Source organism: Isoptericola sp. NPDC057653, from assembly GCF_042799955.1.
GTDB lineage: Bacteria > Actinomycetota > Actinomycetes > Actinomycetales > Cellulomonadaceae > Isoptericola.
Genome location: NZ_JBHVHP010000004.1, coordinates 236423 through 250534, shown reverse-complemented (window position 1 = coordinate 250534; position 14112 = coordinate 236423). Strand labels below are relative to the sequence as shown.

Here is a 14112-nt window from a genome sequence, read left to right as displayed (position 1 = left end):
GTTCCGCCGACGCGGAACCGCCCCGGCGATCGTCGTACTCCCCCGGCGAGGTCCGGGCTCCCTCGGCGGCGCTCGGTACGGTGGCCGGGTGCCCCGCTCCACGCTCCTGAGGATCACCGGCGACCGCGACCGCCTCCACCTGGTCCTGATGCTCGCCCTGACGTTCTCCACCGGCATCGCCGACGCGGTCGGCTACCTCGGGCTCGACCGGGTGTTCACCGGCAACATGACGGGCAACGTCGTCATCCTCGGCATGGCGCTGGCGGGCGGGGACGGGCTGCCGGTCGCGGGCCCGCTGCTCGCCCTCGGCACGTTCATGGCCGGGGCCGCGCTGGCCGGCGTGGTGCTGCGGCCCGTGCAGGTGGGGTGGACCACCCGCACCACCGGGCTGATCGTGACGGTCGGGGTGCTCCTCGCCGCGATCACGGTGCTGCTCGCGGTCACGGGTGCCGACCTGCCGCGCACGATGCAGCTCGTCGTGACGGGGCTGCTGGCCCTGGCGATGGGCACCCAGGCCGCGACGGCGCGGCACCTGTCGGTCAAGGACGTCACGACCGTCGTCGTCACCTCGACCATCACCGGTCTGGCCGCCGACTCCCGGCTGGCGGGCGGCTCCGGCAAGCACTCCGGGCGGCGCGTCACCGCGATCGCCCTCATCTGCGCGGGGGCGGCCGTCGGCGCGCTGCTCCTGCAGGCCCACCTGGCGTGGGGCGTGGCCGTGTCCGCGGTGCTCACGCTCCTCGTCGCCGCCCTCGGACACACCACGGAGGAAGCCTCAGCATGACGTCCACTCCCCCGCCCACGCCGCCGTTCACGCCCCCGCCCACCCACCCGACCCGACCCGACCTGCGCGGCACGTTCGGGATGGTCGCGTCCACGCACTGGCTGGCGAGCGCGAGCGCGCAGTCCGTCCTCGAGCGCGGCGGCAACGCCTTCGACGCGGCCGTCGCGGGCGCGTTCGTGCTGCACGTCGTCGAGCCGCACCTCAACGGGCCGGGCGGGGACATGACGGCGGTCCTCACGACCGCCGCCGAGCCGGGGCGGCCACGGGTGCTCGTCGGGCAGGGCCCGGCGCCCGCGGGCGCGACGATCGCGCACTACCGGGACGTCGAGGGCCTGGACCTGGTGCCCGGGTCGGGTGCGCTGGCCGCGGCCGTCCCGGGCGCGGTCGAGGCCTGGCTGCTGCTGCTGCGCGACCACGGCACCTGGACCGTGGCGGACGTCCTCGCCCCCGCGCTCGGCTACGCGCGCGACGGCCACCCGGTGCTCGCGGCCGTGTGCCGCACGATCGAGGGCGTGTCCGGCCTGTTCCGCGACCACTGGACCACCTCCGCGGACCGCTGGCTCCCGGGCGGCCGGGCGCCGCGCGAGGGCGAGCTCGTGACCAACCCCGAGCTCGCCGCCGTCCTCGGGCGCCTCGGCGCGGCGGAGGCCGACGCCGCGTCCTCGGGCGCCGACCGCGCCGCGGCCGTCGACGCCGCCCGCGGCGCCTGGCGCGCCGTGGTGGGCGAGGCGGCCGCGGAGTTCGTCCGCACGCCGCACCGGCACGCGGACGGCCGGGACCACGCCGGCGTGCTCACGGCGGCCGACGTCGCCGGGTTCGAGGCGTCGTTCGAGGACGCCGCGACGGTCGACTTCCGCGGGTACACCGTGGCCAAGACCGCCGCCTGGGGGCAGGGCCCCGCCCTGCTGGAGGCGCTGCGGATCCTCGACGGGCTCGACGACGCGCGGCTCGACCCGTCCACCGAGCTCGGCGCGCACACGGTGCTCGAGGCGCTCAAGCTCGCCCTCGCCGACCGCGACGCCTGGTACGGGGACGGTGACGTGCCGCTCGACGCGCTGCTCTCCGAGGAGTACGCCGCCGCCCGCCGCGCGCTGATCGGCGACCGGGCCTCCCACGAGGTGCGCCCCGGGCAGGTCCCCGGGCGGCCCGCACCCGCGCTGCCGCCGCTGCGCACCGAGTACGCCACCGACGTGCCCGCCGCCGCGCTGCCCGGGGCGCCGACCGGCGGCGCCGCGGCGGGCGTCGGCGAGCCCACCGTCGCCGTCCCCGCGGCCGCGCCGCTGAACGGCGACGGCCTCCAGACCGACGCCACGGGCGCGACGCGCGGCGACACCTGCCACCTGGACGTCGTGGACCGCTGGGGCAACATGATCAGCGCGACGCCGTCGGGCGGCTGGCTGCAGTCCTCCCCCACCGTGCCCGGCCTCGGCTTCGCGCTCGGCACCCGCCTGCAGATGACCTGGCTCGACGAGTCGTCCCCGTCCCGCCTGGAGCCGGGCCGGCGCCCGCGCACCACCCTGACGCCGACGCTCGTGCTGCGCGACGGCGAGCCCGTGCTCGCGTGCGGGTCCCCGGGCGGCGACCAGCAGGACCAGTGGCAGCTCACGTTCCTGCTGCGTGTGCTGGTGGGCGGCTACACGCCGCAGGAGGCGATCGACGCCCCTGCCTTGCACACGACCTCCGCGCCCGGCTCGTTCTGGCCCCGCACCTGGACGCCCGGCGGCGCCGTCGTCGAGGACCGGCTGGGCGCCGACGTCCTGGCCGGGCTGGCCGAGCGCGGCCACGTGCTCACCCTCGCCGGGGACTGGGCGCTCGGGCGGCTCAGCGCCGTCACGCGCGACCCCGCCACCGGCGTCGTCGGGGCCGCGGCCAACCCCCGCGGCGGGCAGGGCTACGCCGCCGGCCGGTAGCGCCGCGCCCCGACCCACGGCACGCGGGAGCCCCGACCTCCGACGAGGCCGGGGCTCCCGCGCCCTGGGAGTCCGCGGGGCGTCAGCCCAGCGTCACCGCGTCGAGCGCGTCCGCCAGGCCGTCCCCGAAGAAGCTGTTCTCCTCCGGGGTGCCGACGCACGCGGGGCCGGCGGTCGTCGTGCCGCACGGCCGGTCGTCCGCCTGGTCGCGCACGGCCCGCTCCAGCATCGCCGGCGACCAGCCGGGGTGCGCGGACCTCATGAGCGCGAGCACGCCCGCCACGTGCGGCGACGCCATCGACGTGCCGCTCTTGAGGCCCCAGCCGCCGGGCACGGTCGAGAGGATCGAGCTGCCCGGCGCCGCGACGTCGATCTTGCCGAGGCCGCGGTTCGAGAACGAGCTCAGCGCCTCCGTCCTGGTCACCGACGACACCGTCACCACCCCGTCCGCCTCCGTGGGGATGTCCTCGCAGCCCGCGTTGATGGTGCGGTCCACGGCCGTCGAGTCGTTGGGGCTCGCCGTGTCCCGGGTGTTGGTCGACAGGTCGGTGGCCGAGTTGCCGGCCGCCGCGGCGTGCACGGCGCCCCGGTCGGTGGAGAAGTCGATCGCGCGGCGCACGGCCTCCTTCACCGCCGCCTGGTCGGGCTGGTCGTCGCACCAGAACTCGAACGGGTCGATGTAGTACGAGTTGTTGGTGACGTCCACGCCGTGCAGGCCGGCCCAGACGAAGCCGCAGACCGCGTACTCGGGGTAGATGAAGCCGTCGTCGTTGACGACCTTCACCGACGCCAGGCGCACGCCCGGGGCGACGCCGACGATCCCGACGCCGTTGTCCGCGGCCGCGATGGTGCCCGCCACGTGGGTGCCGTGGTCGGACGTCGTGGGCAGCCAGCCGGTGGGCGACGTGTCCGGGCGGCCGGCCGTCGTGCAGTTCACCGAGGCCGCCGCGTCGACCTGCGTCGCGAGGTCGGGGTGGCTCGCGTCGATGCCCGAGTCGAGGACGCCGACCAGCACGTCCTTCGACCCGGGGTCGGTCGCGATCGCCTGGTCGGCCTTGATCATCGCCATGTCCCACTGGGGGGCCTCGCCCGGGTCGGCGGCCGCGACCGCCGTCCCGTCCGAGACGTCCGCCCCCGGCTCCTTGGTCACCGTGGCCTTCCGGGGGCCGCCCTTGGCCCCCGGCACGTCGGCGACGGCGGCCGGGGTGCCCTCCGAGACGGGCACGGTGCGCGTCACGCCCACGGACCCGACGGCGTGCCCCTTGGCGAGCCGCGCGACGTCGGCCCGGAAGGCCGCCCGCGCGGAGTGGGCCACGACGACGCCGATCTCCGGCCACGACTGCACGACGACGCCGCCGGCGTCGACGACCGCCCGCTCGGCGAGGCGGGTCTGGCCGGGGTTGGCGTGCTTGGCGTTGACGACGTACGAGAAGGTCTGGCCGTCCGGCGTGACGACCGGTACCGGGGTGGACGGTGGTTCGTTCGGTGCGTCGGCGGCGACGGCGGCGTTGCCGGCACCGGCGATCAGGAGGGCTGCGGCGGCTCCGACGGCGGCCAGACGCGCGCGACTCGTGGTGCGCATGCTCATGTCTCCCCTTCGTTGGTACGGCCGCGTCGTTGCGGCCGTCAGGGAGACGGTAGGACGAGAAGGCGCTCGGCGTGCGGTGAGCCGCCGACCTCGCGGGCCGGGGCCGTGCGCTACGGCCGGGCGGCGGCCAGCACCCCCGGGGCGGCCTCGGCCTCGCGCGGCGCGGTGGACGTCCGTCGGCGGAGGAACGGCGACGCGTCGAGGAGCGGCCGGTAGTCGTACTCGATCGGGTCGCCGTCGAACGACAGCGCGTCGCGCAGCCGCTCGGCCGTGACGGGACCGCCGGTGAGGTCGAAGGTCTGCGGGTTGCGGAACTTCTCCACCGACGCGAAGTAGTCGTAGAACTTGTAGACGCCGCCGCGCGGCGAGGCCGAGGCCAGCCAGGCGTTCGGGATGCCGTACGCGTCGGCGACGATCAGCCCGTGCAGGGAGGAGGTGACGATCTTCCGGCACGAGAGGAGCTCGCGGATCACGGCCTCGACGTCGCTGCGGGCGAAGTCGATCAGCTTCACGCCGGGGCCGAACGTCGCCTTGGCCCACCGGCGCTCGCTCCACCGCACCACCACGCCGTACTCGTGGGTGATCGGTACCTTCGGCATGTAGTAGAGCGGGAGCAGCAGGGCCGGGTCGCCGTAGACCTCAGGCACCTCGATGCCGAAGCCCTTGGACGCGCCGAGCTTGGCGCGCGTCAGCGGCCCGCGGACCGCGGTGTACCGCGCGTCCGGCGACACCTCGTCCTTGCCCTCGGTGCCGTAGGTGCCGCTGCCCCAGACCACGGACTGGGCCGTCGCCTGGTTGATGATCGAGCCGATCACCACGTAGTGCGGCTTCTTCCGGTCGGCGACCACCACCTTCTTGCCCGTCATCTTCTTCACGAGCCAGGGCGAGAGGAGGTCGCCGAAGTTCGGGCGGTACGTGAAGTAGTTGAGCGGCACCTTGCCCTCCACCTCGATGAGGTCCGCGACCTCGTAGTCGTCGAGGAGGTGGCGTGAGCGCCGCACGCCGAAGGTGTCCGGCACGCGGCGCCCGAGGCTGGTCCGCGCGACCCGGTCGAGGCGGGCCCGGACAGAGGGGTACGTCGGCATAGGGGTGCTCCGTGGGTCGGCTTTCTTCACTATTCCGACCAGACTACATGGACAAAGACCTGGGCCGCCGACGGGCCCGCGGACGCTGCCGTTACGATGGCTGCGCCCCGCCCCCTCCTCCACGAAGGTCTCCACCTGTGCCCCTGCTGCGCGATCTGAAGACGATGTCCGGCCTGGTGCGCTCGACGCTCGACCGGCGGCAGGCACGGATCGAGTGGAGCCGCCACCAGGCGACGCACCACACCGAGGACGAGAAGTTCGAGGTGGCGATCTTCTTCGCCGACCCGCCGGTCAACCTGTACCAGGTCCGGCAGTGGTACGAGCCCATGCGCCGGCTCGCGGAGAAGCACCCCGTGGTCGTGCTCGCGCGCGACGTGCAGACCGCCGTCGTGCTCACCCGGGAGTGCCCCCTGCCCGTCGTCCTCCAGCCGACGGTCGCGGAGACGGAGGACTGGATGGCCCGGCAGTCGGTGGGCATCGTGTTCTACGTCAACCAGAACATGACGAACTTCCGCATGCTGCGCTTCCGCGACCCGGCGCACATCTTCATCAGCCACGGCGAGTCCGACAAGGACTACATGGCCTCGAACCAGCTCAAGGCCTACGACTACACGTACATCGCCGGGCAGGCCGCCTACGAGCGCATCGGCCGGCGCCTCGTCGACTACGACCGCGACACGCGCCTGGTGCGCGTCGGCCGACCCCAGGTCGACGTCGACTACGAGGGGCCCGCCCTGCCCGACGACGGTCGCACGGTGGTGCTGTACGCACCGACCTGGGAGGGCGACCGGCCGTCGATGCGCTACTCCTCCCTGGCGTCGCACGCCGGCCCGATGCTCGACGCCCTCCTCGCCACGGGGACGCACCGCGTGATCTACCGGCCGCACCCGCGGACGGGCGCGTTCGCCCCCCGGTACCGGGAGCTGCACGATGCGGTCGTGGCGAAGCTCGAGTCGGCCAACCGGGCCGACCCCGCGGCCCGGCACGTCGTGGACACGGATTCGGCGTTCGGGTGGCACCTCAAGGCCGCCGACGTGTGCGTCGCCGACATCTCGGCCGTGGCCTTCGACTGGCTCGCGACCGGCAAGCCGCTCCTGCTCACCGAGCCCGCCGACCCCGCCACCGAGGTCGACCGGGAGGGCATCGCGGGCCTGCTGCGGACGTTCCGGGTCGAGGACGCCGGCAACGTCCTCGCCGTGATCGACGCCGTCTCGGACGGCGGCGACCACCACCGCTATCAGCAGATCGTCGAGCGGTACTTCGGCGACGTCACGCCCGGCTCCTCCCTCCAGCGCTTCCTCGACGAGAGCGACCAGATCCTCGCGCGGCGTGCTCCCCTGCGGATCTGACCGCTCGCGCCCCCGAAGGCGCGGTCCTCCGACCCGGCCGGGGCTTACCCTTCCCCCCCGGCAGACCGGGCCGTCATGATGTGACCCATGTCACCGAAGAAGCCCCGGCGTCGGACCCGCGCCAGCAGGCACGCGCTGCTCGCCGGCCTGCACCGGCAGCTGCGCCCACGGACCTACCTCGAGGTCGGGGTCGCCGACGGCTCCAGCCTGCGCCTCTCCTCGGCCCGCAGCGTCGCGATCGACCCGGGCTACTCGATCACCAAGGAGCTCGGCGCCCCGGTGCGGCTCGCCCGCACCACCAGCGACGAGTACTTCGCCGCCACGGACCCGAAGGAGTGGCTCGGGGGCCCGGTCGATCTCGCCTTCATCGACGGCATGCACCTGTTCGAGTACGCGCTCCGCGACTTCATCAACGTCGAGAAGCACTGCCGGTGGTCCAGCGTCGTCGTGCTCGACGACATGCTCCCGCGCGACGTCGACGAGGCGGCACGGGACCGCCACACGCACGCCTGGACGGGCGACGTGTTCCGCGTCGCCGACGTGCTGCGCGACCTCCGGCCGGACCTCACCGTGCTCCCCGTCGACACGGCCCCCACCGGGACGGTCGTCGTGCTCGGCCTCGATCCGGCGAGCACCGTGCTCTCCGAGGGCTACGACCGGATCGTCGCCGACTACGTCCGGGACGACCCCCAGCCGGTGCCGCAGGACGTCCTCGACCGGACGGGCGCGTGGGACGCGCAGCGGCTGCTCGGCCGCCCCGTGTGGGGTCTCCTGCACCGCGGCGACCGGCCCTGGCGGAGGCGCGAGCGCGGCCTGGCGGAGATCCGGCAGGCCCTCGCCGAGCCGGACCAGTACCGCAGGCGGCGCCGCGCCGCCCGGGAGTGGGCGCAGGCGAAGGTCAGAAGGATCGCACCAACGCCTTGAGATCGCGCCGGTGGCCCGCCAGGTCGAACGACCAGTCCGACTTGTAGGCCGCCTCCGACCACCCGCCCTCGGGGTGCGGGACGACGGGCCGGTTCCAGAAGTAGTGCAGGCGCACCCCGAGCGGGAGCGCGATCAGCACCTCGTTGCGCGCCGTGTACGCCTCGTGGGTGAGCACGACGAGGTGCTCGAGACGCTCCGCGAACAGCGCGTTGAACATGCCGGACCCACCGAACCCGGCGATCACGCGGGCGTGCGAGAAGATCTCCGCCTGGCGGCCGAGCGAATGCTCCTCGGGGTAGATCACCTCGAAGCCGGCGCCCGCGAAGTACTCCTCCACCTCGGCGCGGTTGAGGCACCGCCGGTTCCCGAGCTCGTCCTTGCGCGAGACGAAGACGCGGTCCCAGGTGGGGCCGGGCTCCGACGGCAGCCCCTCCCGGATCCGGCGCCACACGTCTCGGACCTCCGGGTGGACGTAGTACGGCTGGGCGTTGTGGAACATCGGCGTCGCCGCGTACATCGACTCGAGGAACACCGGCTCCCCCACGGCCACGACGTCCTCCGGAGGGATGCCGTACGCCCCGAGGACGGTGCGCTCCAGGACGGGCTCGCGCTCCCCGGGATGCCGCAGCCTCAGGACCGCCTTGAGGTCCGGCGCGTCCCGCTTCGCGCGGTCCCAGCCCCAGAGCCGGGAGATCACCTCGGTCATGAGGTGGCCGTAGTGACCGGAGTTCTCGGAGTCGAGCAGGTAGTAGGAGCCGGGCAGCTCCCGCGTGGGCTGCACGTGCTGCGGGATGCGCGCGAAGTTCTGGTCCACCTGCACCAGGCGCCGGTTGCGGGAGTTGGACAGGTGGTGGCGGAAGGAGTCCGGGAGGATCTCGTTCGCGGTGAACGTCAGCGCGTTGCTCACCACCCCGATCCGCCCGCTGTAGTGCCGCAGGTGGAGCGGCGGGACGTCCACCGTCGTCTCCAGCCCCCGGCGCGGGCGTGACGCGCCGTGGGAGTCGACCGTGGTCCGCGAGGCGAACCGGAGCTCGGGGAGCAGCGCGAGCTCGTGCACCGTCGTCGTCTCCAGGCGGCGCGTCGACAGCATCCTGTTCGCCCACCGGTCCGAGAGCTTGAGATAGTGCCGGCCGTTCTTGCGCACCACGATCTCCTCGCGGTCCAGGCGCACCTCCGCGACGGCCCGGGACAGCTCGGGCAGGTCGTCGGCCCCGTCTGCTCCCGAGAGCGCCCGCGCGAACGTCGCCAGCCGGGCCTCGAGCGGGTTCCCCTCCCGGTAGCCGCGCAGCGCCGCGCGGGGCACCACGTACTCGCCGTCGGGGACGAGGTGGAAGAGCAGCCCCCGCAGCGAGGCCTCGTGCTCCTTCGGCCACCTCAGCCGCGTGTCGACGATGCGATCGACCGGACCGTGCAGCTTGAGGTACCACTGCACGTTCGACTCCTTGTCGAGCTTGAGGTACCGGTGCGGCTCGTCGAGGTGCCACTCCTCGTACGGCACGGGGGCGACGACGAACAGCTCGTCGCCGCGGTACCGGTCGACGACGGCGCGCAGCACGTCGGGCGGGTTGTCGTCGGCGACGACGACGACCCGGCGCTGCCCCCTGCCGGTGCTGTCCTGCCGCCCCCTCGACGTGTCAGGTGCCACGGTGTTCTCCTCGCGCGAGAGTCGCGAAGGTCCCAGTATGCGTACCCGTCCGTCACGCGGCACGACGACGGGCGGCGCGCCACGGACTCCCGGGCGGAAGGCTCACGGCGAGCCGAGCGCGGAGACGACCGCCGGCTCGAGGTACGGCGCGAGCGTCCGCGAGAAGGTGGCGGTCAGGTGCGAGGCGTCGAAGTAGACGACGACGTCGCCGATGACGGCCGGGCAGACGTCCTTCGTACAGGTGAACCCGGTGAGGTCCAGGGTCGAGACCGCCGGTTGGTCCAGGCTCTCCGCCGCGTCGTACAGCGGGTCGGGCGCCAGCCATGCCGACCTCTTCCCGTCGCACCCGGTCGGCGACGACGCGGCGGCGAGGCAGTCCGGCACCGAGGGGATCGTGTGCTTCGGGTAGGGCATGTCGCGCACGACGAGCGTCGGCGTGCCCGTCGCGGCCAGGTCGTCGAGATAGCGGGAGTAGCCCTGGGCGACGACCGCGTCGTTGTCGGCCGAGGTCGTGCCCGCGGCGGCGTACGGCGTCAGCTGCGACGTCACGACCAGGTCGAAGCTCCCGTCCCGGACCTTGTCGAGCACACGCTGCCCCCAGTCGTGGCAGCCCTCGGAGTCCCGCGCGGTCCCGAGCTGCCAGCGGACGTCCGAGGTGGGGCAGCGCGACGCGACGTACGTGGTGATCGACCAGTCGTTCTTCTCGGCGAGGTCCTGCAGGGGCGGCAGCAGGTTGCCCGCGTGCGAGTTCCCGATCAGCGCGACCTTGGTGGCGGCGTCCGGGTCGCCGTACCGGCACGTCGAGGTGCCGTCGAACGGCAGGGACTCCCAGCAGCCGTCGGCGTAGGCGCTCGGCTTGTCGTCGGCGGCCTCGACCGGGTCGAGGAGGAGATCCCCGTCGCCGGCGACGTCGCAGTCGGCGCCGGGCGCCATGGCTGCCGCGCCGACGCACGGGCCGTGCGCCGCCTGGGCGGCCTGCGCGATGTTCGCGTCGACGCGCGCCTGCAGCAGGAGCGCGCCGCCGATGGCCGCCCCACCGATGAGCACGGACGCCGACAGGGCGATCGCGATCGCCCGACCGGAGCCGGCGCGACCGCGACGGAAGCGGTCCTCGACGAGCGGCTTCGTGACCGCGGCGAGCCCGAGCGCGCAGGCGAGCACGGCGACCCGCTCGAGGAGCCCGGGGTGGTGCCCGAGCGCGAACGGCACGAGCACGACGAGCGGCCAGTGCCACAGGTAGACGGAGTACGAGACGTCGCCCAGCCACTGCACCGGCCGCACGTCACCGATCCGTCGGGGTGACCATCGGGTGCGGTCGCACTCCGCCGCGATCACCAGGGCGCACCCCACGACGGGGAGGGCGGCCGTGTACCCCGGGAACGGGAGGGCCCCGCTGTAGGTCAGGACGGCAGCCAGGATCATGGCGATGCCGAGCCAGGCGAGCGGTGTGCGCCACCGCGGCGCGAGCCGGATGGACAGCGTGGCGAGCAGCGCTCCCACCCCGAGCTCCCAGATCCGCGTCGGCGTGACGAAGTAGGCGCTCGACGGCTGCAGGGCCGTCGCGACGACCGACCACCCGAACGAGAGGAGGACGATCGCGCCGACGGCGACGGAGGCGCGGCGCACGAGGTTCCCCCCTCGACGTGCGGTCCACCACCCGACCGCGACCAGCACCAGGGGCCAGAGGAGGTAGAACTGCTCCTCGACGGAGAGCGACCAGTAGTGCTGCACGGGAGAGGCGGCCGCCTCGGCGCCGAGGTAGTCCACGGACGACGCGGCCAACGACCAGTTCTCGACGTAGAGGGCCGAGGCGCCGATCTCGCGCAGCGTGCTCGCCCACATCGTGCTCGGCGCCACGACGAAGGTCGCCGCGGCGGTCACCAGGAGGACGAGGAAGGACGCCGGCAGGAGTCGGCGCACCCGTCGCGCCCAGAAGTCCCGGAGGTCGCGACCGTGGCGCGGCGGGCGGCGCAGCAGGTGGGACGTGATGAGGAAGCCGGAGATGACGAAGAAGACGTCGACCCCGACGAACCCTCCCGGCAGCCTCCCCGGCCACAGGTGGTACGCGACGACGGCGGCGACCGCGATCGCCCGCAGCGCCTGGATGTCGGTGCGCGCCCCCCGGGCGGGCGACGTCGTCGAGCCCGCGCTCCGGGGCACGACCTGAGCGCTCTCCAGCACACGTGTCCTCTCGTCGATCGTCCGCCCCTCCGACAGGCCGGACATGCTACGCCCGGGCGCCGGCGCGGTCGGCGGGCGCTACCTGCGCCGCAGGCGCCGTCGCACCCCGGAGGCGAGCCGGGCGGCCCGACGCGCCAGCCGGCCGCGGGGCGCGGCCGGCGGGGCGGGAAGCGGCGGGAGCTCGAACGGCTTCCCGGCCCCTGCGGCCCGCGGCACGGGGAACGAGTCCATGAGGGCGTCGAGCGAGATCGTCAGGTCGGGCAGGGTCGCGCGGCCCGCCAGGGCGACCAGGTCGAGGGTCGCGAGCTCCTCCGCGAGGCTGTCGTGGGTCACGACCTTGGACTCGTCGAGCGTCGAGAAGAAGTCCTCGAACTTGAACGTGTCACCGCCGAGGGGGTGGTCCGACACCCGGAGCCAGACCCACGGCACCTCGTAGGCCTGCGCCACGATCACGCCGTGCAGCGACGTCGAGACGCACGCGTCCGCGCCGGCGATCTGGTCGACGACCCGCTCGAGGTTCACCGAGACGTCGACGACCTCCACCCCCGCCTCCGGAGCGTCGGCGACGTACTTCTGGTGCGCGTAGTGCGGCACGAAGGCGACCTTGGCGCGGGGGGACGGTCCGGACGCCGCGGGCGTGTAGAGCCGTGGCAGCAGGAGCCCGGGGTCGCCGTACACCTCCGGGACGTCCCAGCCGAGCTTCGTCACGAGCTCCTCGCGGGTGCGCCGCCCGCGGACGGCGTGGACGCGGACGTCCTTCCGGCCGCCGAGACGCTCGAGCGTCGCCCCGCCCAGGGGGTCCATCAGGCCGGTCCCCCACACGTCCACGTCGTGGCGGTCGATGGACCGGAAGATCGACCCCACGCTGTAGAGCGCGGGCTTCAGGTGGCGCTGCCGCCGGGCGTTGACCGGCTCCATCCCGGAGATCCGCTGCACCAGCCACGGGCCGATCGCGTCACCGAAGTTGGAGCGCTCGTCCCACCAGAAGACCGGCACCTGGGACCGTCCGAGGCGCGGGACCCTGTCCCCCTTCGGCGGCGTACGGCGGACGGCGACGTCCAGCCACAGCGCCCACCGCGCCGCGACGGCCGCGACGGCGGACAGCTCGGCGCGCGCGGGCGACGTGCCCAGGGCAACGCGACCGAGGACGTGGTGCTGGACGGGCTCCGCGTGCAGGGACGCCTTGCCGATCAGGGCGTTCCGGAGGGCCCGCCGGCTCACGGTGCTCGAGCCGGTCGCGGTGGTCGTCGCCGACCCGTCCTCGAGGACGACGGCGACCTCCCACTCGTCGGGCGCCGTCCCCCCGACCAGGGCGCATCCGTCCGGGCGCCTCCGCACGGCGACGCGGGAGGTGCCGGCCAGGAGACGCGCGAACTCCTTCTCGAGCCTCGCGCTCGACCTCTGGGACGACATCGGCACCCTTCCTCAGGTCCTGGGCTGCCGCGCCGTCCGGTCGACCGCGCGGTGCGGGGCACTCTACTGCGGATGCCCCGCCCGCCAGGCCGCGCCGTCGGACCCTGGACGAGACGGCTGGCCCCGGACCCAGGGTCAGGAGCCCAGCGGCTCGGGCTCGATGGAACGCACCGGCGCGACCTTCTCGGGGTGCGGCTTCCCCTCGAAGACGTTCGCGTAGCTGTTGGAGATGTGGCCGACGTCGATGGTGCGGACCCCTACCGCCGCGAGTTTCCTGGTGAGGACCGTCCCGGCAGGGCCGAGCGCGACCAGGCACAGGTCGATCCCGGGGAGGCTCCGCACCTCCGCCACCAGCCGGTCGACGTCCGAGAACGCGTTGCGCGGCTCCGAGTACACGAACTCGTGGCCGGCGAGGTTGTCGAACAGCTGCGGGACGAGCTCGAAGCGCGACCCGCGGCCGGTCACGATCGCGACGCGCTTGCCGGCCCAGACCTGCCGCCACAGCTCGACCGCTTCCTCCCGCAGCGACTGGAAGCAGTCGGGGCGGGAGACGTGGCTGTTCCCGAACCGGGCCTCCCGAGGCAGGATCGGCTCGACCTGGTCCCACATGATGGACCACATCATCGAGTTGTGCGCGGTCCAGAACGCCCGCGGCCACCCCACGAGCAGGCCGTCCTGCGGCTGCTCCAGGGTGAGGCGGAGCTCGTCCCGCAGGTCGGGGTCGTTGACCTGGAAGCCCAGGTTGTAGAAGGGGTCGACCATCAGGCGCAGCTCACCGTCGCCGAACCGCGCGAAGCTCGTCCCGCCGTGGGCCAGGGCCTCGAGCGTCTCCCGGTAGCCCATCTGACGAGCGGCGACGAAGGCGTGCACGTCCTTCATCGTGGCTGCCGTCGTCGCGACCCGCAGCGTCCGGAACTCTTCACCGTGGCGTGCCGACTCCGCCCGGACCTTCTCCAGGAGCGCCGCCTGCTCCTTGAGCGCCTTGGTCACCGCCTGCAGCTGCCGCTGGGTCTCGCGCGACGACGCCCGCGCGGCCGCCGCGGCGGCCTCCGTCGCGCTCGCCGTCTGCTTCGCGACCTTGAGCTGCCGCTCGGCCGCGACCGCCGCTCGGCGGACGTCGTCGCGGATGTCCTTCGCGACGCGAAGCCACCGACGCAGTCCGCGTTCTCCCCGCTGTTCACCCACCTGTACACACCTCGCTGACCGTGATTGAGGGACATTATGCATGGGGAG

Annotated in this window: 10 protein-coding genes; 4 read left to right on the top strand and 6 right to left on the bottom strand. The window is 73.8% G+C overall.

Translation table 11 applies throughout. From position 1 onward, the window contains the following. The first annotated feature begins 88 nt into the window (after positions 1–88). The gene (locus tag ACFU9A_RS20655; protein WP_430577179.1) at positions 89–784 is read left to right on the top strand and encodes a YoaK family protein; all 696 of its coding nucleotides are present in this window, start codon (positions 89–91) and stop codon (positions 782–784) included. Further along, positions 781–2694, top strand: coding sequence for a gamma-glutamyltransferase family protein (locus ACFU9A_RS20650; RefSeq protein WP_430577178.1), 1914 nt, complete (start codon positions 781–783; stop codon positions 2692–2694). Before ACFU9A_RS20655 ends, ACFU9A_RS20650 begins: the two co-directional genes overlap by 4 nt. 82 nt (positions 2695–2776) lie before the next feature. Here ACFU9A_RS20650 and ACFU9A_RS20645 read toward each other — a convergent pair whose 3' ends face one another. After that, the gene (locus ACFU9A_RS20645) at positions 2777–4282 is read right to left on the bottom strand and encodes a S8 family serine peptidase (protein WP_430577177.1); all 1506 of its coding nucleotides are present in this window, start codon (positions 4280–4282) and stop codon (positions 2777–2779) included. A gap of 110 nt (positions 4283–4392) precedes the next feature. Continuing rightward, positions 4393–5367, bottom strand: a complete 975-nt coding sequence (locus tag ACFU9A_RS20640) for a polysaccharide pyruvyl transferase family protein (RefSeq protein ID WP_430577176.1) — start codon at positions 5365–5367, stop codon at positions 4393–4395. Positions 5368–5504: 137 nt separating this feature from the next. On the opposite strand from ACFU9A_RS20640, the gene ACFU9A_RS20635 reads away from it, so the two are divergent. Together ACFU9A_RS20635 and ACFU9A_RS20630 are read left to right on the top strand one after the other, a co-directional pair. Further along, positions 5505–6716 (top strand): CDP-glycerol glycerophosphotransferase family protein, encoded by a 1212-nt coding sequence (locus ACFU9A_RS20635; protein WP_430577175.1) that lies wholly within the window; start codon positions 5505–5507, stop codon positions 6714–6716. Positions 6717–6803: 87 nt separating this feature from the next. Further along, positions 6804–7640 carry a class I SAM-dependent methyltransferase gene (locus tag ACFU9A_RS20630; protein WP_430577174.1) on the top strand — a complete coding sequence of 279 codons (837 nt, stop codon included), beginning with the start codon at positions 6804–6806 and terminating at the stop codon, positions 7638–7640. On the opposite strand, the gene ACFU9A_RS20625 is transcribed toward ACFU9A_RS20630, so the two are convergent. From ACFU9A_RS20625 to ACFU9A_RS20610, 4 genes are all read right to left on the bottom strand, one after another. After that, positions 7615–9285: a glycosyltransferase family 61 protein gene (locus tag ACFU9A_RS20625; protein ID WP_430577173.1), complete on the bottom strand. Its 1671-nt coding sequence runs from the start codon at positions 9283–9285 to the stop codon at positions 7615–7617. The two genes, ACFU9A_RS20630 and ACFU9A_RS20625, sit on opposite strands and share 26 nt — an antisense overlap. A 102-nt stretch (positions 9286–9387) precedes the next feature. Then, positions 9388–11466 (bottom strand): acyltransferase family protein, encoded by a 2079-nt coding sequence (locus ACFU9A_RS20620; protein WP_430577172.1) that lies wholly within the window; start codon positions 11464–11466, stop codon positions 9388–9390. 78 nt (positions 11467–11544) lie between these two features. Beyond that, a complete protein-coding gene (locus ACFU9A_RS20615; RefSeq protein WP_430577171.1) occupies positions 11545–12879 on the bottom strand; it encodes a polysaccharide pyruvyl transferase family protein in 1335 nt (444 codons plus the stop codon). A gap of 135 nt (positions 12880–13014) precedes the next feature. Beyond that, positions 13015–14064 (bottom strand): GT-D fold domain-containing glycosyltransferase, encoded by a 1050-nt coding sequence (locus ACFU9A_RS20610; protein WP_430577170.1) that lies wholly within the window; start codon positions 14062–14064, stop codon positions 13015–13017. Positions 14065–14112: the final 48 nt, after the last annotated feature.

What these genes read in the sequence shown, in the direction of transcription:
- ACFU9A_RS20650 (WP_430577178.1), top strand. Translation starts at nt 781, where the DNA reads ATGACGTCCACTCCCCCGCCCACGCCGCCGTTCACGCCCCCGCCCACC.
- ACFU9A_RS20645 (WP_430577177.1), bottom strand. Translation starts at nt 4,282, where the DNA reads ATGAGCATGCGCACCACGAGTCGCGCGCGTCTGGCCGCCGTCGGAGCC.
- ACFU9A_RS20640 (WP_430577176.1), bottom strand. Translation starts at nt 5,367, where the DNA reads ATGCCGACGTACCCCTCTGTCCGGGCCCGCCTCGACCGGGTCGCGCGG.
- ACFU9A_RS20630 (WP_430577174.1), top strand. Translation starts at nt 6,804, where the DNA reads ATGTCACCGAAGAAGCCCCGGCGTCGGACCCGCGCCAGCAGGCACGCG.
- ACFU9A_RS20615 (WP_430577171.1), bottom strand. Translation starts at nt 12,879, where the DNA reads ATGTCGTCCCAGAGGTCGAGCGCGAGGCTCGAGAAGGAGTTCGCGCGT.